This window comes from Mesorhizobium sp. M1217 (assembly GCF_040318275.1).
Classification (GTDB): domain Bacteria; phylum Pseudomonadota; class Alphaproteobacteria; order Rhizobiales; family Rhizobiaceae; genus Mesorhizobium.
This window is the reverse complement of sequence record NZ_JAMYMA010000031.1, coordinates 18,029-40,081: the sequence shown is the minus strand read 5'-3', so window position 1 is coordinate 40,081 and position 22,053 is coordinate 18,029. Positions and strand designations below refer to the sequence as shown.

The 22,053-nt window shown below is 63.3% G+C and carries 20 protein-coding genes and 1 tRNA gene; 11 read left to right on the top strand and 10 right to left on the bottom strand.

The genetic code is table 11. From position 1 onward, the window contains the following. The first annotated feature begins 1 nt into the window (after nucleotide 1). On the top strand, nucleotides 2-772 hold the full coding sequence (locus tag NKH37_RS32225) for a metallophosphoesterase family protein (protein WP_023716467.1): 771 nt from the start codon (nucleotides 2-4) through the stop codon (nucleotides 770-772). Between the two features lie 28 nt (nucleotides 773-800). Here the strand turns inward: NKH37_RS32225 and NKH37_RS32220 are convergent, their stop codons facing one another. Together NKH37_RS32220 and NKH37_RS32215 are read right to left on the bottom strand one after the other, a co-directional pair. Continuing rightward, on the bottom strand, nucleotides 801-941 hold the full coding sequence (locus NKH37_RS32220; protein WP_023716466.1) for a hypothetical protein: 141 nt from the start codon (nucleotides 939-941) through the stop codon (nucleotides 801-803). 291 nt (nucleotides 942-1,232) lie between these two features. Beyond that, nucleotides 1,233-1,931, bottom strand: a complete 699-nt coding sequence (locus NKH37_RS32215; RefSeq protein WP_023716464.1) for a type 1 glutamine amidotransferase — start codon at nucleotides 1,929-1,931, stop codon at nucleotides 1,233-1,235. Between the two features lie 74 nt (nucleotides 1,932-2,005). Between NKH37_RS32215 and NKH37_RS32210 the strand changes: the two genes are divergently transcribed. The 4 genes from NKH37_RS32210 to NKH37_RS32195 all read left to right on the top strand — a co-directional run bounded on the left by NKH37_RS32210 (nucleotide 2,006) and on the right by NKH37_RS32195 (nucleotide 6,192). Then, entirely contained in the window at nucleotides 2,006-2,668 is a 663-nt protein-coding gene (locus tag NKH37_RS32210; RefSeq protein WP_352482363.1) for a hypothetical protein, read from the top strand. A 32-nt stretch (nucleotides 2,669-2,700) separates the two neighbouring features. Beyond that, nucleotides 2,701-3,435 carry a 16S rRNA (uracil(1498)-N(3))-methyltransferase gene (locus NKH37_RS32205; RefSeq protein ID WP_352641552.1) on the top strand — a complete coding sequence of 245 codons (735 nt, stop codon included), beginning with the start codon at nucleotides 2,701-2,703 and terminating at the stop codon, nucleotides 3,433-3,435. 204 nt (nucleotides 3,436-3,639) lie between these two features. Beyond that, complete coding sequence (locus NKH37_RS32200) at nucleotides 3,640-5,013, top strand: glutamate--cysteine ligase (protein ID WP_352641499.1); 1,374 nt, start codon at nucleotides 3,640-3,642, stop codon at nucleotides 5,011-5,013. A gap of 102 nt (nucleotides 5,014-5,115) precedes the next feature. Then, nucleotides 5,116-6,192, top strand: coding sequence for a DUF937 domain-containing protein (locus NKH37_RS32195; protein ID WP_352493846.1), 1,077 nt, complete (start codon nucleotides 5,116-5,118; stop codon nucleotides 6,190-6,192). A 176-nt stretch (nucleotides 6,193-6,368) separates the two neighbouring features. Here NKH37_RS32195 and NKH37_RS32190 read toward each other — a convergent pair whose 3' ends face one another. Then, the gene (locus NKH37_RS32190; protein WP_023716459.1) at nucleotides 6,369-6,659 is read right to left on the bottom strand and encodes a DUF1127 domain-containing protein; all 291 of its coding nucleotides are present in this window, start codon (nucleotides 6,657-6,659) and stop codon (nucleotides 6,369-6,371) included. A 178-nt stretch (nucleotides 6,660-6,837) separates the two neighbouring features. On the opposite strand from NKH37_RS32190, the gene NKH37_RS32185 reads away from it, so the two are divergent. Beyond that, entirely contained in the window at nucleotides 6,838-7,794 is a 957-nt protein-coding gene (locus NKH37_RS32185; protein WP_023716458.1) for a LysR substrate-binding domain-containing protein, read from the top strand. Between the two features lie 59 nt (nucleotides 7,795-7,853). Here the strand turns inward: NKH37_RS32185 and NKH37_RS32180 are convergent, their stop codons facing one another. Continuing rightward, nucleotides 7,854-9,281: an MFS transporter gene (locus NKH37_RS32180; protein ID WP_198030444.1), complete on the bottom strand. Its 1,428-nt coding sequence runs from the start codon at nucleotides 9,279-9,281 to the stop codon at nucleotides 7,854-7,856. 142 nt (nucleotides 9,282-9,423) lie between these two features. Between NKH37_RS32180 and NKH37_RS32175 the strand changes: the two genes are divergently transcribed. The 3 genes from NKH37_RS32175 (at nucleotide 9,424) to NKH37_RS32165 (ending at nucleotide 13,091) form a co-directional block, all read left to right on the top strand. Continuing rightward, on the top strand, nucleotides 9,424-10,317 hold the full coding sequence (locus tag NKH37_RS32175) for a LysR substrate-binding domain-containing protein (RefSeq protein WP_353042328.1): 894 nt from the start codon (nucleotides 9,424-9,426) through the stop codon (nucleotides 10,315-10,317). 73 nt (nucleotides 10,318-10,390) lie between these two features. Further along, on the top strand, nucleotides 10,391-11,956 hold the full coding sequence (gene xseA, locus NKH37_RS32170; protein ID WP_352919782.1) for an exodeoxyribonuclease VII large subunit: 1,566 nt from the start codon (nucleotides 10,391-10,393) through the stop codon (nucleotides 11,954-11,956). A 7-nt stretch (nucleotides 11,957-11,963) separates the two neighbouring features. Next, nucleotides 11,964-13,091 carry a DmpA family aminopeptidase gene (locus tag NKH37_RS32165; protein ID WP_352919779.1) on the top strand — a complete coding sequence of 376 codons (1,128 nt, stop codon included), beginning with the start codon at nucleotides 11,964-11,966 and terminating at the stop codon, nucleotides 13,089-13,091. A gap of 61 nt (nucleotides 13,092-13,152) precedes the next feature. On the opposite strand, the gene NKH37_RS32160 is transcribed toward NKH37_RS32165, so the two are convergent. From NKH37_RS32160 to NKH37_RS32145, 4 genes are all read right to left on the bottom strand, one after another. Then, nucleotides 13,153-13,407, bottom strand: coding sequence for a DUF768 domain-containing protein (locus NKH37_RS32160; RefSeq protein WP_023719384.1), 255 nt, complete (start codon nucleotides 13,405-13,407; stop codon nucleotides 13,153-13,155). Between the two features lie 509 nt (nucleotides 13,408-13,916). Next, entirely contained in the window at nucleotides 13,917-14,261 is a 345-nt protein-coding gene (locus NKH37_RS32155) for an Atu4866 domain-containing protein (RefSeq protein WP_502895967.1), read from the bottom strand. Continuing rightward, nucleotides 14,261-14,989 carry an SDR family oxidoreductase gene (locus tag NKH37_RS32150; RefSeq protein WP_352919776.1) on the bottom strand — a complete coding sequence of 243 codons (729 nt, stop codon included), beginning with the start codon at nucleotides 14,987-14,989 and terminating at the stop codon, nucleotides 14,261-14,263. The genes NKH37_RS32155 and NKH37_RS32150 overlap by 1 nt, the downstream gene beginning before the upstream one ends. A 90-nt stretch (nucleotides 14,990-15,079) precedes the next feature. After that, complete coding sequence (locus NKH37_RS32145; protein WP_352919773.1) at nucleotides 15,080-15,832, bottom strand: SDR family NAD(P)-dependent oxidoreductase; 753 nt, start codon at nucleotides 15,830-15,832, stop codon at nucleotides 15,080-15,082. A gap of 137 nt (nucleotides 15,833-15,969) precedes the next feature. Here NKH37_RS32145 and NKH37_RS32140 point away from each other — a divergent pair, with 137 nt between their 5' ends. Next, nucleotides 15,970-16,893, top strand: a complete 924-nt coding sequence (locus NKH37_RS32140; protein ID WP_352547841.1) for a LysR family transcriptional regulator — start codon at nucleotides 15,970-15,972, stop codon at nucleotides 16,891-16,893. Between the two features lie 44 nt (nucleotides 16,894-16,937). Here NKH37_RS32140 and NKH37_RS32135 read toward each other — a convergent pair. Next, nucleotides 16,938-17,014: transfer RNA gene (locus NKH37_RS32135), tRNA-His, on the bottom strand. 345 nt (nucleotides 17,015-17,359) lie between these two features. Next, nucleotides 17,360-17,818, bottom strand: a complete 459-nt coding sequence (locus NKH37_RS32130) for a phasin (RefSeq protein WP_023719389.1) — start codon at nucleotides 17,816-17,818, stop codon at nucleotides 17,360-17,362. A gap of 253 nt (nucleotides 17,819-18,071) precedes the next feature. On the opposite strand from NKH37_RS32130, the gene NKH37_RS32125 reads away from it, so the two are divergent. Further along, a complete protein-coding gene (locus NKH37_RS32125) occupies nucleotides 18,072-21,872 on the top strand; it encodes a PAS domain S-box protein (protein ID WP_353006870.1) in 3,801 nt (1,266 codons plus the stop codon). Nucleotides 21,873-22,053: the final 181 nt, after the last annotated feature.

Sequence of the window (22,053 nt, the reverse complement as noted above, 5' to 3'; positions counted from 1 at the left end):
ATTGACGGAGCCCGGCATCAATTTTTACGAGGCGCGCGGACCGCAAGGCATGCGCCTTTATGCGATCGGCGATGTGCACGGCCGGCTCGACCTGCTGGCCGCCATGCACCGGCGGATCGAGGCGGAGCTCGGTCAAAGGCCGTCGGCCGATTGGCGCGTGATCCATCTCGGCGACTATGTCGACCGCGGCCCGGACTCCAAAGGCGTCATCGATTTCCTGATCGACGCGCAAAAACGCGATCCGCGTCACCTGATGCTGGCCGGGAATCATGATCTCGGCTTTCTCGATTTTCTCGATGTCCCCGATCAGGACGGGCTGTTCATGCGCTATGGCGGCATCCAGACGGCGCTGTCGTATGGTGTGTCACTCGGTGGGAGCAGCGCCTGGTTTGGCCGCGCCGATGCGGCATTGCGGCAAGGCCACGCCGCACTGGTCGAGGCGGTGCCGCAGAACCATGTCGAATTCCTGCGCTCGCTGCCCTTTTCAGTGACGTTCGGCGATTTCTTCTTCTGCCATGCCGGCATCCGGCCCGGCATTGCGCTGGAAAGCCAGAGCCCGCAGGACCTGATCTGGATTCGCGAGGTCTTCCACGATCACACCGGTCTTCATCCCAAGATCGTGGTGCACGGCCATACGCCGGTGCCCAAGCCCGAGATCACAGGCAACCGCGTCAATGTCGACACCCTCGCCTGGCAGTCGGGAAACCTCACCGCGCTCGTCGTGGACGGCGCGGACAAGCATATCCTGACAGTCACGGGTGAGCGGGCTTAGGGAAGGCGTGGGGTTATGAGCAGAGGGTCTAGCGAAGCGCGGCGGTGACGCCGTAGCCGTCGACGGCATTGTGGTTGTTGGCTGCGTCGGCGGAATAAATGCCGAGGCCGCACAAGACAATGGCCGACAACATGGCAAAGGACAAAAAGGCTGCTTTCACGGACGTCATCTCTTGTTGAGCTTCCTGCATCTATGCACGAGCGGGTTACCAATGCGTTGAAACGCAAAATTCGTCGCAAATGTCTGACGGTTTCGCGCTTCTAGGCATGTTCTGTATCGGCGGTGTGTCGCGCGGGTCACAGGATAGGTTCATCGCGGTTGCACGGAAGATGCAGAGCGGCGCCTTTTAGGCTAGCGGATTGACACAGGCCAAGGATGAAACGCGTTATCCCCGGCGGATTTGGCGCCGCGTGCCAAATATGCAACGTCGCCAAATAGGCAACGTTGGCTGTACGAGCCGTCAGATCGTCGCCACCCAGGCGCGGGCGATGGCCAGGCCGGCGGCATCGGCTTGCGGTCCGTTGCGGGCCATTTCATCGTCGAGCCGACCTGCCCATTCAGGATGCCGCTCGGCAATCAGCGGTGCGAAGGAGGTGCTCCAGTCGCGAACCATCGGCCGGTCGGCCTCGAAATGGAACTGGAAGCCATAGACGGCGCGGCCGATGCGGAACGCCTGGTTCTCGGCGACGGCGTTGCCGGCCAGCCGCACGGCCCTCTCAGGCAAGACAAAGGTGTCGTCGTGCCATTCGAAGATCGGGAATTTTTCGGGCAAGGCGGCGAGCACCGGATCGGCGTTCGCGGCCGCGGTGAGCGCGACCTCGTGCCAGCCGAACTCCGAGGCACCGCCGATCTGGTTCTCGCCGCCAAAGGCGCGCGCGACCAACTGGCCGCCAAGGCAGATGCCGAGCACCGCGCGATCCCTCTCGGCAAAATCGCGCGTCAGGTCGAGCAGGCCCGGAAAATAAGGACAGAGCTCGTCGTCCAGTGCATTCTGGGCGCCGCCGAGCACCACCATGGCGTCATGCCCGCCGCTATCTTGCGGCAGCGCGTCGCCGCGATAGGGCCGGCGCAGGTCGATATCGGCGCCGGCCTCGACAAGCGCCGCGCCGATCTGGCCAAGGCCCTCATTGTCGAAGTTCTGGACGACCAAGACCCGCATCGAAACCTGCTGACATGAAATAGATGCAGCGAGCGATATCATGGCGCCAGCATCGCAGCCAACAAGGAACGCCTATGCCACTGCAAAACCGGGTCGATCCGTTCGGCGCCATCCATGCCGTGCCGGAGCGCGGCCTGTTCATGGGCAATCGCGGCATCATTCACGACGCCGAGACGAGAACGCTGTTGAAGAAGCGCTGGGCGCTGCAAGCCTGGATCATCTGCGTCTGCGAATTCCGCAATGTGCGGCGCGAGCCGATGGGGCGCAACCGGCAAAGCGACGACCAATTGGGCGGCAAGGCCGGCTGGACCGAACTGTTTTTCCTCGACGAGGTGACGGCGCTGGCGGCCGGGCACCGGCCGTGCTTTTTCTGCCGGCGCGAGCGAGCCAGGGATTTTGTCCAGCGCTTCGGCGACGCCTTCGGCATTGCCGAGCCGCGCGCGCCGCAACTCGACAAGCGCCTGCACAAGGAGCGCCTGGCATCGGGCGGACCGGCGCCGAGACTGGAACCGGAGGCGCTTGCGGACTTGCCGGACGGCACGATGATCTCGTCAGGAAACAGGGCGTACGCCCTGTTTGACGGCGCCGCGCTGTCCTGGAGTTTCGGCGGCTATCGCGAACCGGTGGGGTTCGGCGGTTTTACCGACGGTCCAATCCACATGCTCACGCCGGCGACAACTGTTTCGGTGCTGCAGCAAGGCTACGAGCCTGTCTGGCATCCTTCCGCCGAGGCTTGACGCCGAGGGTGACGTTGCCGCATTCCTCGGCGATGCGCGCCAATTACAAGATGCAGCGGCTGTTCGTGCCGGACGAGCTTGGACCGGATACCGAGTTCGAGGTCGGCCCGCAGCAGAGCCATTATCTCTCGCATGTGCTGCGGCTCGGCGAAGGCGCCGAGGTTCTGGTGTTCAACGGCCGCGACGGCGAATGGTCGGCGGCGATCGCCGCGAAATCGAAGAAGGCGTTGCGCCTGAAGGTGATGGCGCTGCAGCGGCCGCAGCCGCCACTGCCCGATCTCGTCTATTGCTTCGCGCCGTTGAAGCAAGGACGGCTCGACTACCTCGTGCAAAAGGCGGTGGAGATGGGCGCCGGCAGCCTGCAGCCGGTCATCACCCAGCATACGCAAGTGGCAAAACCCGGCATCGAGCGCCTGCGCGCCAATGTCGTCGAGGCGGCCGAACAATGCGGCATATTGGCGGTACCGGATGTGCGCGAAGCGGAAAAATTCGAGCGCCTGCTCGACAACTGGGATCGTCAGCGGCGGTTGATCTTCTGCGACGAGGATGCCGCCACCAACAATCCCCTGCCGGCATTGCAGGCGGTGCGGGAGAACAAGCTCGCGCTGCTAGTCGGGCCGGAGGGCGGCTTTTCCGACGAGGAACGCAGGATGCTGAGAGCGCTGCCGTTCGTTACCGCCATTCCGCTCGGGCCGCGCATCCTGCGAGCGGATACGGCGGCGGTGGCGGCACTGGCGCTGATCCAGGCGACAATCGGCGATTGGTGATCAATTCCCGTTACCCTCTGGCTCAGGATTTTTCGCTTGATCGGCTACTGACATTTCGTCCATCTAGCGCCGGCGGTCGTCCGGCCGCTCTGCAGCGCAGCGCGTCCTTTCGGGCGCGCAAAGGACGCTGTAGCATATTGATTGGGCACATGATCCTTTCCGAAAATCGAAGCCGATTTTCGGGGTCATGTGCGGAGGGCTATTATGGCGCGCGATACTACCGATTTCCGGCCGATAGAAAGCGTCGACGAACTCGTCGAGCACCTGGCCGAAGGCAACAAGCCGCGTGACAAATGGCGGATCGGCACCGAGCACGAGAAATTCCCGTTCTATATCGACGGCAATGCGCCGGTGCCCTATGGCGGCGAGCGCGGCATCCGCGCCATCCTCGAAGGCATGCAGGACAAACTCGGCTGGGACCCGATCATGGATGCCGGCCGCATCATCGGCCTGGTCGAGCCGACCGGCCAGGGCGCGATCTCGCTGGAACCCGGCGGCCAGTTCGAGCTGTCCGGCGCGCCGCTGGAGACGATCCACCAGACCTGCCGCGAAGGCAATGCGCATCTGGCGCAGGTACGCGAGATCGCCGAACCGATGGGCATTCGTTTTCTCGGCCTTGGCGGCAGCCCGAAATGGTCGCTGGCCGAGACGCCGAAAATGCCGAAATCGCGCTACGAGATCATGACCCGCTACATGCCCAAGGTCGGTACCAAGGGCCTCGACATGATGTACCGGACCTGCACCATCCAGGTGAACCTCGACTTCGAGAGCGAAGCCGACATGCGCCGCAAGATGCAGGTGTCGCTGAAATTGCAGCCACTGTCGACGGCGCTGTTTGCCAACTCGCCCTTCACCGAAAGTCGGCCGAACGGCCTGCAGAGCTGGCGCGGCGAGATCTGGCGCGACACCGACAACCAGCGCTCCGGCCTGCTCGAATTCTGCTTCTCGCCCGATTTCGGCTTTGCCGATTATGTCGAATGGGCGCTCGACGTGCCGATGTATTTCGTCATCCGCGACGGCCAGTACCATGACATGACGCACATCACCTTCCGCCAGTTCATGGCAGGTGCTGCCCATAACGAACTGCCGGACGGGCTGCCGACGATGGGCGACTGGGCGAACCATCTGTCGACGCTGTTCCCGGACGTGCGGCTGAAGCGCTTTCTCGAAATGCGCGGCGCCGATGGCGGGCCGTGGCGGCGCATCTGCGCGCTGCCGGCCTTCTGGGTCGGGCTGCTCTACGATGCGGCTGCGCTCGACGCGGCCGAGGCGCTGACTTCGAGCTGGAGTTATGACGAAGTGCTGGCAATGCGCAACGCAGTGCCGGAACAGGGCATTTCAGCGCCCTTCCGCAACACGACGTTGCGCGAGATCGCCCGCGACGTGCTCGTCATCTCGCGCATGGGACTGAAGAACCGCGGCCGCAAGAACCGCGACGGCTATGACGAGACCTCGTTCCTCAACACGCTCGACGAAGTCGTCGCGCGCGGCACGACCAGCGCCGAAGAGATGCTGTCGGCCTACCACACACGCTGGGGCGGCTCGATCGAGCCGGTGTTCATGGAATACGCGTATTAACGCTTCGCTATCCGCATGAGCCACGGTCCGGCAAATTCGCTTCAATCAGTGATGGAAACGAACTAGGCTTCTCCAAACGAGGATTTGCCGGAGGAGAAAACAATGCCTTCCTTGTTCGATATTCTGGCACAGGCCCAGAACGGCAATGGCATGCAGGCGCTGGCCCAGCAGTTCGGGCTTTCGCAGCAGCAGACGCAGGCGGCGGTCGCGGCGCTGCTGCCGGCCTTTTCGCAGGGGCTGAAGCGCAACACAGCGGACCCTTATGGACTCGGCTCCTTCATGACGGCGATGGCCAGCGGCCAGCACGCCAAATATTTCGAGGATGCAAGCCGGGCCTTCTCGCCGCAGGGCCTCGATGAAGGCAACGGAATTCTGGGGCATTTGTTCGGCTCGAAGGATCTGTCACGCGCCGTCGCCAGCCAGGCCGCGCAGGCGAGCGGTGTCAGCCAGCAGGTGTTGCAGCAGATGCTGCCGGCAATTGCCTCGATGATGATGGGCGGGCTGTTCAAGCAGACCACCAACCAGCTAGGCGGGCAGATGCATGCGGCAGGGGGTGGGCCCGGCGGCGGCAATCCGCTCGGCGAGCTCATCGAGCAGATGATGCGGCAGGCGGGCGGCGGCAGCCAGGCGCCGGCCCCTCAGCCTGCAGGCCCGGCGGACAATCCGCTCGGCAAGGTCCTGCAGGATATGTTCGGCGGCGCACAGCAGCCGCAACAGACGCAGAGCCCTTACGGCGACAACCCGCTCGGCAAGCTGTTGCAGGACATGTTCGGCGGCGGGCAGCAGCCGCAAACCCAGCCGCAGCAGACACAGAACCCTTATGGCGACAATCCACTCGGCAAGGTGCTGCAGGACATGTTCGGCGGCGGCGCGCAACAGCCGCAGCAGCCGCAGAACCAGCCCCAGCAGACACAGAACCCTTATGGTGACAATCCGCTCGGGAAAGTACTGCAGGACATGTTCGGCGGTGGTGCGCAACAACCGCAGCCGCAGGCGCGTCAGGCGCCCCAGCAGCCCCAGGCGCCGCAGCCGCAGGCCAATCCGAGCGGCAGGCCGAGAAATCCGTTCGACGACCTGTTCGGCAAGATGTTCGAGACGGGTGCCCAGCAGCGCGACGACTACCAGAAAGGCATGGAGTCGATCTTCGACCAGTTCAAGCAGGGTATGGGCCGGCGGTAGACTAGACACCGGCATCCAATCATCAGTGCCGCCCAAAAAAGAAAGCCCGGTCCTGGGAGGACCGGGCAGCGCGCAGGCTGGCCGGGGGGATCCGGCAGGGAGTGGGGAGCCTGCGTAACTTAGTGGCTTCGTGCCTCAAAAAGGTTCAATGCGACCAAAATCGCGAATTTGTGCGATCAGGCCACCTTGCGGGCAATATCCTCGATCGTTTCGGCGCGCTCGACCGCGATGACGCGAAGCCTTTCGGTCGGATCGCGGCCAAAGGGCACACCGACAGCGACGTGCAGGTCGGCGCGGGTCAGGCCGATGTCGGCGAGCTCGGCATCCGACATCTCGCCGAGGCGATAAAAGGCGCGACGGTTTTTCCAGGCGCGGTAAACATTGGCAGCGGCATTGGCCACGCGCGTCGCAACGGCCGGACGCGAGGTGATGCGCGAGGTCTCGGTAGCGAAATCAAACGTAGCCATGTCGGTCTCCTTCACATTCGAACGAGCGAAACCAGTCGATCGGGCGCTGGCGACAGCGGCCGTTCCGGCTTCGATTCACATGCCTTCATGTGGACAGTCGGAATTTGCCACGGCGCGATTGATTAATCCAACGAATGTTTCTAATCTTTAGCATCAACATCAATGATGGATTAGACCGATGAAAGCGCCGCTCGATCTCGATCAGTTGCAGACCTTCATCTCGATTGTCGACACCGGCAGCTTTACCCGCGCGGCGGAAGCCGTGCATCGCACCCAGTCTGCGGTGTCGATGCAGATGCGGCGGCTCGAAGAGCGGATCGGCAAGCCGCTGTTCGAAAAAGACGGCCGCACCAACCGGCTGACCGAGGAAGGCGACAGACTGCTCTCCTACGCAAGGCGGCTGCTCTATCTCAACAAGGAAACACTGGCCGCCTTCGACGACCGCCGGCTCGAAGGCACCATCCGCATCGGCACGCCGGACGACTATGCCGATCGCTTCCTGCCCGAGATCATGGCGCGGTTTGCCCGTTCCAACCCGCATGTCGAACTGACCGTTATCTGCGAACCGACGCCGGGACTGGTCGAACACATCAAGCGCGGCAATCTCGACCTGGCGCTGGTGACGCACAATGACGCGCGCGGCCAATCGGAAGTGGTGCGGCGCGAACCGCTGCTGTGGGTTACCTCGGCCAATCATGCGACGCATGAGCAGCCGATCCTGCCGATGGCCTTCGGCCGGCCGAACTGCATCTGGCGGCGGGCCGCCGCCGACGTGCTCGACCAGCAGAACCGCGACTACCGCATCCTGTTCACCAGCTTCTCGGCCACCGTTATCGCCGCGGCGGTGCTTTCCGGCCTGGCGATCTCGGTGCTGCCGGAATGCGCGCTGCGGCCCGGCATGCGGGTGCTGGGCGAGGCCGACGGTTTCGGCGCCCTGCCCGATTGCCGCATCGGCATCATGCGCGGCCAGACCTCGCGGCCGGAGATCGTCGACGCGCTCGCCCGCCATATTTCGGAAAGCCTCGACAATATTTCCGTGCCGCTCGGCGAGGAGACCGGCACGTTCGATTTCGCCGCCCTCGCCTTCGCGAAGATGAAGCGGACCAAGCCGAACCAGATCCTGCCGGGCTGGTAGGGCTTCGTGTCTCATAGCGCCATGGGGCCTGCCACCGTGGAGCCGATGCAAGTTAGGGCTCAATGACGACGGAAATTCAGTGCGACGAGGATCATCGCCGCGGTACCGGCAGCGGCGAGATAGACGGCCATCCGCACACCCTCAGCGGTAGCGACGCGCAGCGCTTCTCCTGTCAAACCGCCGGTGCCGGCGTTTGCAACGGCTACCAGGACAGCCAGCCCCACCGCGCTACCGACCTGCTGACCCGTGGATGCAATGCCTGAGGCGATGCCTTGCTCATGCGCGGCAACGCCCTTGGCTGCGGCTGCGAACATTGTTGGAAAGGTGATGCCGCCGCCGAGGCTGAAGACAATCAGTCCGGGGACCAGGTCGGCATAAGTGCTGTCCGCCGACATGGCCATGCCCAGGCCCGCCGTACCAATCGCGCCGATCGCAAGGCTGACGACGAGTGTGTTTCGTGTACCCAGACGGGTCGCCATCCGACCGCTCAGCGCATTGCCCGACAAGACGGCCAACATCGGGACCATGAAGGCGAAACCAGTCTGCAGAACGCCGAAGCCCTGCACTGTCTGGAAGTAGAAAGACAGGAAATAGAGCAAAGAACCGAACGTGGCGGTGAACAGGAATGTGGTGACGACGCCGGTGCTGAGGTTGCGGTTGGCCAGCAGCCGCAGCGGCAGCAACGGGTCGCGGCTATGCGCCTCTATGGCCACGAAGAGCGCCAGCAACAGGATCCCAACGGCAGCGCTGACCAGAATACCCTGTGAGGCCCAGCCGTACTCTGGACCCTGGACGAGCGTGAAAACGAGCAGGGTGGTACCGACCGTCGCCGTCAATGCGCCCGGCAGATCGAACTTGCCGCCTGACTGGTACCCGCTGTCTCCTAGAATCACCGGAAAGGCCGCCACGATCGCGATGCCGGCCAAAGGCACGTTGACGAAGAACACCGCCTCCCAGCCGAATGCCTGGGTCAGCACGCCGCCAAGCAACGAGCCCAGAACCATGCCCCCGGCACCAGAGCCGGCCCATACGGACAAAGCGATATTGCGTTCGCGACCTTCGCTGAAGGTGGTGTTGACCAGCGACAGGGTGGCCGGGAAAAGAAAAGCGCCGCCCAAGCCCTGCACGGCGCGCGCGGCAATCAGGATCTGAGGCGTCGTGGCGAAACCGCCGACCAGCGAAGACACTGCGTAGAGGACAAGCCCGAAAACGAACATTCGCCGACGCCCAAGCAGGTCGGATGCCCTGCCTCCAAGCAAGAGGAAGCCGCCAAACGCAACCGCATACGCACTCACGACCCATTGCAGGGTCTGCGCCGAGAAGCCGAGGCCCAGGCCGATCTCGGGCAAAGCGACAAAAACGATATTGTAGTCGATCGAAATAATAAGCTGGGCAAAAGCCAGCAATGTCAAAACCAGACCAAACCGTGGTCGGGCCGATACGTCAGCCACGCTCGAGTGGTGGCTCATATTCAACTGGTCGGTCATGCCGATTCCTTTTTCCAAATGGAGCCCAGCACCCGCTGATCAGCGCGGCAATTGGCAAGGTAGTATCTGGACGAAACAGCCAAAATGGCATAGAACTGGAAGCATCGTCCTCTATTGGCAACGATGTGCGACTGTGCTGGATTTGAACGATCTTTATTATTTTGCGAAGGTGGTCGAGAAACAGAGCTTCACTGCCGCAAGCCACGCGCTTGGACGATCAAAGTCCAACATCAGCCGGCGCATCATCGAGCTCGAGAAACAGCTGGGCGTCTGTCTTATCCAGCGAACCTCCCGCAGCTTCGCCGTCACTGATATCGGCCAGGAGGTCTATCAGTTTGCTGTGGGAATGCTGGTCGAGGCGGAATCGGCCGAAGGCGCCGCGGCGCGACGACTGGCCGAGCCCAGCGGTACGGTCCGCTTCACCTGCTCGATCGGCATGGCGCAGTCGTTCCTGGCGGAATTGCTACCCCGGTTCCTTTTAACGTTTCCCAAGGTAAACATCATCCAGCACGCGACCAACAGGTATGTGGATCTTGTCGACGAGGGGTTTGACCTTGCGCTTCGCGGCCATGTCGAGCCGCTGCCCGATTCCAGCCTGATCCAGCGTCGGTTCGCGCCGACGCCCTGGCATCTTTTCGCCGCACCCATCTATCTTGCCGGCGCAGGCACACCGACAAGCCCACAGGACCTTGCCGACCATGGCGGCCTCGCACTGAACGGGCTGACCGGCGGGGCGGTCTGGAATCTGCGCAATATCGGCGGCGAGACTGTCCTGATGCCGCTCACGGCGCGCTTGCGCAGCGACGATCTGGGAACACTGAAACAGGCTGCCATTGCGGGCCTGGGGATCGTGGCGCTGCCGGCCTATTTCTGCCAGGCCGAAACAGGCAATGGCATATTGCAACGCATCCTGCCGCAATGGACGGCGGGAGAAGCTGGGATCACTTTGCTGTCGGCTTCGGGGCGCAGCCTGTTGCCGGCAGTTCGAGCGTTCAGCGATTATCTGGCTGCCGAATTTTTGGCCGTAGCGAGATGATGGGATCGCGTTATGACACGCGGCCGGATACAGGCGCCTTGACGGCGGCCAACAACCGTCCCCCAATCGGCCGATGAGCGACACAGCATCCGAATCACGCACCAACGCCACCGAGTATACGGTGAGCGAGATTTCCGGCGCGCTGAAGCGCACGGTCGAGGACGTCTTCGGCAATGTACGGGTGCGCGGCGAGATTTCCGGCTATCGCGGGCCGCATTCCTCCGGCCATGCCTATTTCTGCCTGAAGGACGATCGCGCGCGGCTCGACGCCGTGGTGTGGAAGACCACGATGAGCCGGCTGAAATTCCGTCCAGAGGAAGGCATGGAGGTGATCGCCACCGGCAGGCTGACCACCTATCCCGGAAAGTCCAACTACCAGATCGTCATCGACAATCTTGAGCCGGCCGGTGCCGGCGCGCTGATGGCGCTGCTGGAAGAGCGCAAGCGCCGGCTGCAGGCCGAAGGCCTGTTCGACGCCGGCCGCAAGCGCCTGCTGCCCTTCATGCCGGGCGTCATCGGCGTCGTCACCTCGCCGACAGGCGCCGTCATCCGCGACATCATCCACCGCATCAAGGACCGCTTTCCGCTGCATGTGCTCGTCTGGCCGGTGCGGGTGCAGGGCGAAATGGCGGGAGCGGAGGTGACCGCTGCCGTCAACGGCTTCAACGCACTGCCATGGGACGGCGCCATCCCGCGGCCCGACCTGCTGATCGTGGCACGCGGCGGCGGCAGCCTGGAGGATCTGTGGGGCTTCAACGACGAAGCGCTCGCCCGGGCCGTCGCCGCTTCGGCCATTCCGTTGATTTCCGCGGTCGGCCACGAGACCGACTGGACGCTGGTCGATCTGGCGGCGGATGTGCGGGCGCCGACGCCGACGGGCGCCGCCGAAATCGCCGTGCCGGTCAAGGTCGACCTCGAAGCGACGCTTGCCGGTCTCAGCGCACGGTTGAAGACCGCGGTGTCGCGCAATTTCGAACGCAAGCGGCAAGCGGCGCGCGCGGCCGCCCGTGCGCTGCCCTCGCCCGACCAGTTGCTGGCGCTGCCGCGGCGGCGCTTCGACGAGGCGACGAGCCGGCTTGGCCGGGCGCTGTCGGTCAGCGTCGAGCGCAAGCGGGCCAGGCTTCTGGGGCAGCGGCTGACGCCGGCCACCTTGTCGCGGCGCATGAACGAAGCCCGCACGCTGATCCGCCGCGACCTCGCCCGTGCGCAAGCGGCGTTCCTTGCCATCGTGCGCGAGCGTCGGGCGCGGTTTTCGCGCACGGCGGCCAGACTGTCACCGGCGCCGATCGCGAGGCGGCAGAAACTGCAAGGCGATGCCCTGCTGGCCCTGACGCGACGGCAGGACCACGCGATTTCGAGACGACTGGACCGTCTGCGTGGAAAACTGACGCAGGCTGATCGGTTGCTGGCGACGCTCTCGCACAAGGCCGTGCTGGCGCGGGGCTTCGCACTGGTCAAGGATGTGGACGGCGCGGTGGTCAAGCATGCGGCGGACGTGGTGTCGGGAATGGCGCTTTCGCTGGAGTTCGCCGACGGCACCGCGGATGCAGTCGCCATCAGTGGCACGGCGCGGCCGAAGACGGTTGCCAAGCCCGCGGCCAAGCTCAAGGCGCCGGGCGGCCAAGGTTCGCTTTTCTGAGGAAGAAATGACCGACCCTCATCTTGCGACGCCCTCGGGCAAACCGCGCGCCCGCGCCTTCGCGATCCCATTCGATGGCACGCCGGGCCGCTTCAACGCCATCACCGATGTGCCTGGCGTGACGGTCGGCTATACCACGCTGATCTCAGGGGACGGGCCGCTCGTTGTCGGCAAGGGTCCAGTACGCACCGGCGTGACCGCGATCCTGCCACGGCCCAGGGGCGAACTGGCCGTACCGGCGTTCGCCGGCGTGTTCAGCGCCAATGGCAATGGCGAACTGACCGGCTCGCATCTGATAGAGGAACTCGGAGCGTTCAATCTTCCCATCACCATCACCAACACGCATTCCTGCGGCGTCAGCCGCGACGCAACGCTGCGCTGGATGCAGAAAGTGCTGCCGCAATCGCTCGACAGCGCCTGGGCACTGCCGGTAGCGGGCGAGACTTATGACGGCTTTCTAAACGACATCAACGGCCACCATGTGAGCTTCGAGCATGTATTTTCGGCGCTCGAGACGGCTGAAAGCGGGCCGATCGAAGAGGGCAGCGTCGGCGGCGGCACCGGCATGATCACCTTTGGCTTCAAGGGGGGATCGGGCACATCCTCGCGCAGCGTCGACTGGAACGGAGAGCGTTTCACGATCGGCTGCTTCGTCCAGTCGAATTTCGGTGCGCGGCGGAACCTTGTCGTGCGTGGCGTCAGGGCCGGAGCGGAACTCGCCGAACCCGCGATCCGGGACAACACGCCGCGAGCGGAAAAGAGCTCGATCATCGCGATCGTCGCCACCGATGCGCCATTCATGCCGCATCAGTTGAAAAGACTGGCGAAACGCGTGCCGCTCGGCGTCGCGCTGACCGGCGGCTATGGATACAATTCATCCGGCGATATTTTTCTCGCCGTCAGCACGGCCAATGCCGATGCGGCGCGCGGCGCCGCCGGCAAGCTGGTCAGCGCCGGCTACATGCCGGATGCCGACATCAACCCGTTCTTCGACGCCGTCGTTCAGAGCGTGGAGGAAGCCATCCTCAACGCGCTGGTCGCCAATGATGACATGACCGGGCGCGACGGCAATTTCGTGCCGGCGTTGCCGAAAGCATGGCTCGAGGAGAGATTTGGCAAGGCTGCGCGGCGATAAGACCGCGCAACTGCATCAGACAGGCAATAATCGCCCGGCAGGTTTTGCCGGGGGCGATCCGTCAGCCGGCAGGCTTGTTGGAATTCTGCTCGTCCTGATCGGCCTCGGCCGCCTCTTCGAGCCTCGAAGCAATGAGCTCCTGAATGTCGCCGACCTCTTCCTGGATATCCTCCAGGGGTATGCCGGCTTCGGCAGCTTTGGCCGCACATTCCCTGGCGAGGGTCTCGGCCTGCTTCTCGATTCTGGCTGGCGAGGGCTGGCAATGGACTTTTTCGCCAATCCACCCGCGCAAGAACTCGATCGCGTGTTCACTCATACTGCTGTTTCCCTAGCGGCTATGCCGATTGGTAATCATAAACGTCGGCATCTTCGAAAAGATGCGTGCTGCCATTCGAGCCGAGTCGGCTTCGCCCGGCAAGCCGAACTTGTCCGAGGTCCACAGAGCTGAAGGGAATGGTGGGTTCAAGGAGCACGTTCTGGTTCTTGAGGACTGATTCTCTCGACGAAACTCGTTTGACCCGCGCTATTGTTTCTATTTGCTTTTTTTCGGTTTTCAAGCCGTTTTAGATCACAATAGATAACACAATAGCTAGCACATTTACCGCGCACTCGCCGGCACCACGTAAAGGCGAGCCGTCAAAGCCGCCGCTATATAGTGACAACCATTTGCAATGTCGACTCTGCCCGCGATCCTGCTTCTTTCCGCCGCGCTTGCCGGGAGATATGTGGTGTGGCGGGCCTTGTGGTGCAAACTGCCGAGCGCCTCATGCAAGGCATGCAATAGCGTCTTGTGGAACCCTGAATTGCTTGTCTCAGGGTGGCTCTCTACCGCTGGCGATAAAGGATCATGCCGGCATGATAGAGAACGCCTTCGACGAACTCACCGTCCGCGGTGAAGCCCGTATCGTCCCAGTATTCTATGTGGTTGCCCTGCACTTCATAGCGTCCCCGATAGGCGCTCTCGCGGTCACCGCGCGCTTCGTCATAACGGCCGTTCGGCAGGAGTTCGTGCCTGATATGGCGATCCTCGGTGACCCACATTCCGACATAGGGGTGATCTTGGCGCGTCATTGATTCCTCCGCAAGGATTGGAGTTGAAGGAAGGGTCAGGCCGGTTGGGGCTACAGCAACGGCAATACCCGTAAGCATTGCGGCCAAAGTGGATCGCATCAATGCGCCGCCTTCGTCGGACGCACGACGATCTCGTTGACGTCGACATCGTCGGGCTGTTCGATGGCGTAGCGCACTGCCCTGGCGATGGCATCGGGTTGCAGGGCAATAGCACGCCAGGTTTTCATGGCGGCGGCAGCGGCTTCGTCGGAGATCGTGTTGGCCAGCTCGCTTTCCACCACGCCAGGATGAATGCAGGTTACGCGGATATCGTCACTCTCCTGGCGGAGCCCATCGGAAATCGCGCGGACGGCGTATTTCGTTGCGCAATAAACGGCAGCCGTGGGCGAGACGGCCAGTGCGCCGATGGAACCGATATTGATGATATGCCCGGAGCCGCGTGCCGTCATCTCCGGCAGCACCGCCGCGACGCCGTACAGAACACCTTTGATGTTGACGTCCACCATCAGCTCCCACTCGTCGACCTTCATGGCTGCCATGGCCGAGAGCGGCATGACGCCCGCATTGTTGACGATGACGTCGACCTGGCCCCATTCGGCCCGCGCAGCATCGGCGAATGCTGCGACATCCGTCCTTTTGGTGACGTCGAGCGCTCGTACGCGAACGATTCCACCAGCTGCCTCGATTTCGGCTGCGAGGACTTCAAGGCGGTCGGTGCGCCGTGCGCCAAGCATCAGCTTTGCACCTGCCGCGCCAAGTTCGCGGGCGATGCCAGCACCGATGCCGCTGGAGGCACCGGTGATCAGAACAACTTTGTTCATGGTCATCGAGATAATCCTTTTGGTTCAGCGGTTATTTTCACGATGTGAAGGATGGCGTGCGGGTGAGCTCCCGCAGTGCGCCAGCCTTATTTGGGGTCACTGGGCGGTGTAGCCGCCATCGACCAGAAGCAGGGACCCGGTGATGAAGCTGGACGCCGGCGAGGCAAGAAAGGCGATGGCCTCGGCAACTTCTTGCGGCTGGCCGATCCGGCCGATCGGATGCGCGTTGCCAAAGCTGCGCAGCATCTCCCGGCCATTCTCCACCACACCTTCCATGATGTCGGTTTCGATCACGCCAGGGGCAACGGCGTTGCAGCGAATGCCCATGCGCCCGTATTCGATCGCGATCACCTTGGTCAGCTGTGCGACAGCGGCTTTGGAGGATGCATAGGCCGCCTGCGTCTCGAAGGCCGCAACCGCCGAGATCGATGAGACGTTGACGATCGCGCCACCACCGCCGGCGGCCATCAACTCCACTGCGGCACGGGCGGTGACGAAGCTGCCGCGCGCATTGATCTGCAGGATGCGGTCATAGTCGTCGACCGAGGTCTCCGTCAGACGTTTGTTGAGCGTGCGACCGGCATTGTTCACGACGATGTCCAGTCGTCCGAAGCGCTTCGCCGCGAGTTCGACCGAGCGTCTGGCCAGAGCCTCGTCAGCGACATCACCGACCAGGGTTGCCACATCCTCGGCTTCCAATTCACGTACGGTGTCGCTGAGATCGCTTGCCACGATCCCGGCACCCCTGGCACGCAGCAGCTCCGCCGTGCAGCGGCCGATGCCGCGTGCCGCGCCCGTCACGAGGGCGACTTTTCCATCCAGGTTCCAGGAGGAAGGCAGTGATGTCATGGGTTATCTCCTTGGTCATCCGGCATCGGCTTGATCGGGAGGATCAAGCCTTTCTTGCCATTGCGACAGAGATAGAGCCATGGCATTGTCGCGATAACCCGCCCGCTGGTAACCTCGATGGTAAGTTTAGCTAACCAATGGACATCGATCTCAATGCAATTGCCGTCTTCGTCACAGTGGCCGAGGAACGCAATTTCCGCGCTGCGGCAGACCGGCTGGGCGTGACGCGCTCGGCGGTCAGCCAGAGCGTCCTCAGGCTTGAACAGCGCCTTGGCATCGCATTGCTGCAGCGCACGACACGTAGCGTAAATCTGACCGAGGCGGGCGAGCGCCTGCTGGCGAGCGTCGCACCGGCGATCGCCGACGTGAACGCGGCAATCGAAGCCACCACGGAGTTTCTGGACCGCCCACGCGGCCGGCTGCGGATCGCGGTTTCGTCGATCGCGGAGACGTTTCTGTCAGGGCCGTTGCTGGCGTCCTTTGCAGAAAGATTTCCCGAGGTGCATCTGGATATCGTGGTCACCGACGAGGAATTCGACATCGTTGCCGAAGGTTATGATGCGGGCGTGAGGCTCGGCGAAGTGATCGAGCAGGACATGATTGCCGTGCCGGTATCGGGCGATCAGCGACAGATGGCCGTCTGCGCCCCGCGCTATCTCGAAAAGTTCGGAGCACCCGCCCATCCGCGCGAGCTTGTGGCTCATCGTTGTATCGGCTGGCGGCCGGCGCCGGGAGTTTCGCCCTATCGGTGGGAGTTTGGCGAGGACGGGCGCGAGTTCGACGTGGCGGTTGCGCCCGAGATCACCACTAACGACATGTGGCTGATGATCCGGCTGGCCGTCGCAGGCGCCGGAATCACGTTCGGCATGGCGGACACATTCCGCCCCTGGATCGACCGCGGCGAGCTTGTGCCAATCCTCGACGACTATTTTCCGCCGTTTGCGGGCTTCTATCTTTATTTTCCCAGCCGACGGAATATCGCGCCGAAGCTGAGAGCCCTTGTGGATCACCTGCGCGGTGCGCGTCAGGCGGGATCGCAGGTGACCGCGCCAGGGTCGTAGAGATCGCTTGGCGCTATTGGTCAGAAACCTGGCTGAAAGCTGAATGGTACCGTTGGCTGGGATCGAACCAGCGACCTCCGGATCCACAATCCGGCGCTCTAACCATCTGAGCTACAACGGCACGCTTGCCCGAGCGAGATCCAGACGGAACGTTCATTCTCCGGGACCCGCTCTGTCGTTCGGCGATGCGTCCATACGGGCTATCGGAGTTTAATTCAAGGCTTTTGGCAAAGCAAAAGATCGCTCCGGCATCGCGTCATTTTTCGCCGGACAAAGAAAAGGCCGGCGGGAGGAGGTGCCGGCCTTTTCCTGTTACGAGCCAGCGGGAGGAGGTGCTGGCTGGTTATCCCGGTGAGCAGAGGGAGGAGGTTCCACCCGCCGGGTATTCGCTTAAACCACTATATCGCACATCTATTTGTCTGACGAAATGCGACCTTTTGATGCATCGTCAAACTGTGTGCAAATATTAGGCGATCTTAATTTCTTTCACGGCCTTCTCGAAGGCGCTCTTGATCGGCTTGGATACGTCCTCAGCCGCCTTGGCAGCAACCGCCTGGAAGTCCTTGGCCTGCTCAACGGTCATTTCGACGCGCTTGCGCAGGAACGCAGTCTGCAGCTCGACGACTTCCGACAGCGACTTGGCGCCAATCAGGGCTTCGAAATGCGAGAAGCCGGCCTCGGCATTGGCGCGCAGGGCGGCGATGGTCTTGAGCGACAGGTCGCTGGAAACGGTCTTGGCGGTCTCGTAGGTCGACTCCAGAGCCTTCTGGGTCTCCTCGGCGCCGGTCTTCAGCTTGGCATAGGCCTCTTTCGACTGCTCGACGCCCTTTTCGGCGAAGGCGCGGATCTGATCGGTGGCCTTGGAAGCGTCGAAGCTTGGGAATTCAACGTTTTCGATCGTGTCGGCGGTCTTGGTCCTGGACATTTTCCATCCTTTTCAGCGGCAGCGGCTTTGACAGAAAGCCGTCTCGTTCATCTATCGTGGCAATATAAAGGCAAATTTTGTGCATTGCAACATGTTTGTTGCATCGCACCATTGATTATTTGTTTCGCGACGTTAACCACGCGCCTAGAGATTCCGCTGGTTGCACGCTATGACTTGTGGACCTTCGCGCCGTCGGCTTTTATTAACAAAGCGTTAACCGCAAATTGCCCGCTCTGTGAGGGTCGCCAAGCGCATGCCGGCTGAAAACTACTCCTTCCTCGATGTTGCCGTGCTCGACGCGGTCCGCCTGCGCTTCGCCGCCGGCGACGCGATCGCCATTCTGTCGGCGGATCTCGAGCAGGTGATATGGGCCAACGGTCCCGGCGCAGCGGTATTCGGCTATCCGGACATCGGAGCCATCATCGGCGCTTCGGCAGGATTGCCGCTGATCGCCAGGCGCCAGATCATGGCAACCAGCGGTTTTCCGCAGATCGGCCGCGACCGTGCCATCACGGTCCGGCTGGCGACCGGGCTGACCAGCCGCGCGGTCGGTTTCCTGGCTAGCGCGGTGACCATGCCCGATGGCGAGGAAGCAGTCATGCTGGCGCTGCCGGCGGCGCAGACCGGCTCGCGCAGTGCGGCCGAGATCGCCGATCGCGCCATCAGTGGCTTTACCGAAGACGGCCACTACATCGCCTTTGTCGACGCCAAGGGCAATATCGACGCCGCGTCGGACGGCTTTTCGTCGCTCGGCATCCAGCCTGAGACGCTGGCCGCGCTGGTCGCCGACGTGGCGAATGAGAGCGACCGCATCGTCAAGCGCCTGGTTCCGGGCGGATCCAGCTCCTATCCGGCGGGCCTTGCCCGTCTGACGGACGAGCGGCACCTGCTGGTGGTGATCGACGAGGACCGGCTTGACGGCGAGGCCCCTGTTGGCGAGCGCGCCGGCGCGGAACCCGGCAGCGAGGCAGCAGCGGCGCCGAGCGGTCTTCCCCAACCAACGGACCAGGACAACGAGCAGCCAATCGCCGAGCCGCCAATCACCACCACCGGCGCGGCGGAGATCGACCTTGCGGCGATCGAAGGCAGCTCCGCATCGGCGGAGCACGAGCCTGCCGACACAGCCAAGCAGGTTTCGGGGGCCGACAATCAGCACACGGCTGGCGAAACGCCGACGCAGCATGACCATTGGTACTTCAATGCGGGCGACGACACGCAGGTCCCGCCCGGGGCAGGTGTGTTCGGCGAAGCCGAGACACCAGCCAGCCCCGCCGCTTCGCCGGCCGGTCTGGACGCCCCGCAGGAAAGCGCCACACAAGCGATCAAAGCCGCTTCCCGGGCCCAAGGCCGCGGCCCCGCGATTGATCGTACGGCCGCGCCCATGCGTTTCGTCTGGCGTACCGACGCAGAGGGCCGGTTCAGTGCCCTGTCGCCGGAATTTGCCGAACTCGTCGGCAAGCCCGCAGCCGACGTGATCGGCCGCCGCTTCGAGGACGTTTCAGCCGCCTACGGCCTCGATCCTTCAGGCGAGATCGCCGGCCTGCTCGAACGGCGCGACACCTGGTCCGGCCGCTCCGTGCTGTGGCCGGTCGCCGGCACCGATCTGAAGATACCCGTCGATCTGGCGGCGCTCCCGGTTTACAGCCGCAGCCGCGTTTTCGAAGGTTTTCGCGGTTTCGGCGTCGCCCGCAGCAGCGATGCGGTGATCGATCCCGACGCGGCCGGCATGGCCCTTGTCGCCGAGGAGAAGCCTGCCGCGGTCGGGCCCGAAGCCGTTGAACCTGCCCCCGAGACACCGAAAGCCGCCGATCCGTTCCGGGGCGAAGTGCCGGCGTTGACCATCGTGCCAAAGCCCGAGCGGCGCTTTGCCGACAAGGTGATCCGGCTGGCCGAGCACCGGCAGCCGGCCAACGACAAGGGCCTGTCGACGCTGGAACGCAGCGCGTTTCGCGAGATTGGCGAGCGTCTCAAGAAGGACAGCACCCCGGCCGAAAAGCCGGTAGACGAACAGCCCAGCGCCGAGAAGCCAAAGCCGGCTGCGGAGACCGCGACCAAAGTTGAGGCAGCCGGCAAGGCCGACGAACCAAAGCTGAAAAAAGCCGGTCCGACGGACAAGGGTGAAATGCCGGCGCCAAGTCCGGAAAGCGAGGCGGCCGAACCGCCCGAGGCCGATGCCGAGGACCAGAACGATCTTGCCCGGCTCGACGGCGAGCAACCCGACGAGACGGCAGCAGAGGCGCAAGCCGGCGAACCCGTCACACGCCCTGTTTCCGGATCGCTGCTCGACTATGCCGACCGCGAACCCAGCGATGAAGCGCAGGAAGGCGTTGAGCCCAGCACGAACCGTCGAACGATCGTCGCCGAAGCGCCGCAGGATGGCGACGACGACAGCATGACGGCCGAAGATTTCCGTGACGCCGAGGACAGCGAGGATTGGTCCGAGGACAGCACAGCCGCAGCCGACGTTGCCGGCCAGGTGCCGCCCATCGGGCGGCCGCTGGCACCACCGCTCAAACGCGACGGCTTCGTGCCGTCGGCGTTTGCCGGAGAGGACAACAAGGGGCCGGATACCTCGATCCTCGGCAAGCTGCCAGTGCCGGTGCTTATCCATTCCGGCGACCAGCTGCACTACGCGAACGACGAATTCCTCGGCCTGACCGGCTATGCGACGCTCAATGCCTTGGACGAGGCCGGCGGGCTCGGCGCGCTGTTTGCCGATCCTTATGCCGACGACGGCAGTTCGGACGGTAGCGACCGCGCTCTACGGCTGAAGACGCGCGACGGTCAGGAATTTCCGATCGACGCGATTTTACGCTCCGTCCCCTGGGGGAGCGGCAAGGCGCTGATGCTGGTCGTACGCCGTTCCGGCGACGACGAAGCAGCAGCCATTCCACATGGCGCCGCCGACGATCAAACGCGGCCGGATGTTTCCGAGCTCAAGGCGCGCATCGCCGAAATGCGCACCATCATCGATACCGCCACCGACGGCGTCGTGCTGATCGGCCGTAACGGAACGATCCGTTCAATTAGCCGTCCGGCGGAAGCGCTGTTCGGCTTCGACAGCGACGAGGTGACCGGCAAACCGTTCATCTCGCTGTTTGCGATCGAAAGCCAGCGCGCGGCGCGTGACTATCTCGAGGGGCTGTCGGAGCCCGGCGTTGCAAGCGTGATGAACGATGGCCGCGAGGTGATCGGACGCGAGGCGCAGGGGCGCTTCATCCCACTGTTCATGACCATCGGCAGACTGCCCAACGACAGCGGCTTCTGCGCGGTGGTGCGCGACATTACCCAGTGGAAGCGCGCCGAAGAGGACCTGACCCAGGCGCGCGCGGTCGCCGAACGCGCCTCGTCGCAGAAGACGGATTTCCTGGCCCGCATCAGCCACGAGATCCGCACGCCGCTCAACGCCATCATCGGCTTTTCCGAGCTGATGGTGGACGAGAAATTCGGGCCGGTGGCCAATGACCGCTATCGCGACTATCTGCGCGACATCAACCGTTCGGGCAACCACGTGCTCGATCTGGTCAACGACCTGCTCGACATTTCGAAAATCGAGGCCGGTCAGCAGGAGATGGCTTATGAGGCGGTGTCGCTCAACGACACGCTGGCCGAGACCGTGGCGATGATGCAGCCGCAAGCCAACCGGGAACGCGTCATCATCCGCTCCAGCTTCGCCTCGCGACTGCCGGAAGTGGTGGCCGATCTGCGCAGCGTGCGGCAGATCGCGCTCAACATCTTGTCGAACGCCGTCCGCTACACGCAGGCCGGCGGCCAGGTGATCGTGTCGACCGCCTATGAGCTCTCCGGCGACGTCGTCATGCGCGTGCGCGATACCGGCATCGGCATGAGCCAGTCCGAGATCGAGCAGGCGCTGAAGCCGTTCAAGCAGATCAACGCGCTGAAGCGCGGCCGCGGCGACGGCACCGGTCTCGGGCTGCCGCTGACGAAGGCGATGGTCGAAGCGAACCGTGCCCGGTTCACCATCAACTCGACGCCCGGCGAGGGAACCCTGGTCGAAGTCGCCTTCCCCTCGACCCGCGTGCTGGCCGGTTAGGTCTATGGCTGCGCAAAGAAAAAAGGCGTCCAATGGGACGCCTTGAATGATAGAATTGCTGTCACAACGGGGGCTTGAGCGAATCAGATCCTCTGGGGGCTAAGAGGAACGGGATTTCTCCCTCAAGTTACGCACGACTATCGATGCCGGGCCTTAACAAATCCTTACCGGCACGCCGGAA

Coding starts and splice junctions, on each gene's coding strand:
- NKH37_RS32220 (WP_023716466.1), bottom strand. CDS start 941: ATGACGTCCGTGAAAGCAGCCTTTTTGTCCTTTGCCATGTTGTCGGCC.
- NKH37_RS32215 (WP_023716464.1), bottom strand. CDS start 1,931: ATGCGGGTCTTGGTCGTCCAGAACTTCGACAATGAGGGCCTTGGCCAG.
- NKH37_RS32210 (WP_352482363.1), top strand. CDS start 2,006: ATGCCACTGCAAAACCGGGTCGATCCGTTCGGCGCCATCCATGCCGTG.
- NKH37_RS32205 (WP_352641552.1), top strand. CDS start 2,701: ATGCGCGCCAATTACAAGATGCAGCGGCTGTTCGTGCCGGACGAGCTT.
- NKH37_RS32200 (WP_352641499.1), top strand. CDS start 3,640: ATGGCGCGCGATACTACCGATTTCCGGCCGATAGAAAGCGTCGACGAA.
- NKH37_RS32195 (WP_352493846.1), top strand. CDS start 5,116: ATGCCTTCCTTGTTCGATATTCTGGCACAGGCCCAGAACGGCAATGGC.
- NKH37_RS32190 (WP_023716459.1), bottom strand. CDS start 6,659: ATGGCTACGTTTGATTTCGCTACCGAGACCTCGCGCATCACCTCGCGT.
- NKH37_RS32185 (WP_023716458.1), top strand. CDS start 6,838: ATGAAAGCGCCGCTCGATCTCGATCAGTTGCAGACCTTCATCTCGATT.
- NKH37_RS32180 (WP_198030444.1), bottom strand. CDS start 9,281: ATGACCGACCAGTTGAATATGAGCCACCACTCGAGCGTGGCTGACGTA.
- xseA (WP_352919782.1), top strand. CDS start 10,391: ATGAGCGACACAGCATCCGAATCACGCACCAACGCCACCGAGTATACG.
- NKH37_RS32165 (WP_352919779.1), top strand. CDS start 11,964: ATGACCGACCCTCATCTTGCGACGCCCTCGGGCAAACCGCGCGCCCGC.
- NKH37_RS32160 (WP_023719384.1), bottom strand. CDS start 13,407: ATGAGTGAACACGCGATCGAGTTCTTGCGCGGGTGGATTGGCGAAAAA.
- NKH37_RS32155 (WP_502895967.1), bottom strand. CDS start 14,261: ATGCGATCCACTTTGGCCGCAATGCTTACGGGTATTGCCGTTGCTGTA.
- NKH37_RS32150 (WP_352919776.1), bottom strand. CDS start 14,989: ATGACCATGAACAAAGTTGTTCTGATCACCGGTGCCTCCAGCGGCATC.
- NKH37_RS32145 (WP_352919773.1), bottom strand. CDS start 15,832: ATGACATCACTGCCTTCCTCCTGGAACCTGGATGGAAAAGTCGCCCTC.
- NKH37_RS32140 (WP_352547841.1), top strand. CDS start 15,970: ATGGACATCGATCTCAATGCAATTGCCGTCTTCGTCACAGTGGCCGAG.
- NKH37_RS32130 (WP_023719389.1), bottom strand. CDS start 17,818: ATGTCCAGGACCAAGACCGCCGACACGATCGAAAACGTTGAATTCCCA.
- NKH37_RS32125 (WP_353006870.1), top strand. CDS start 18,072: ATGCCGGCTGAAAACTACTCCTTCCTCGATGTTGCCGTGCTCGACGCG.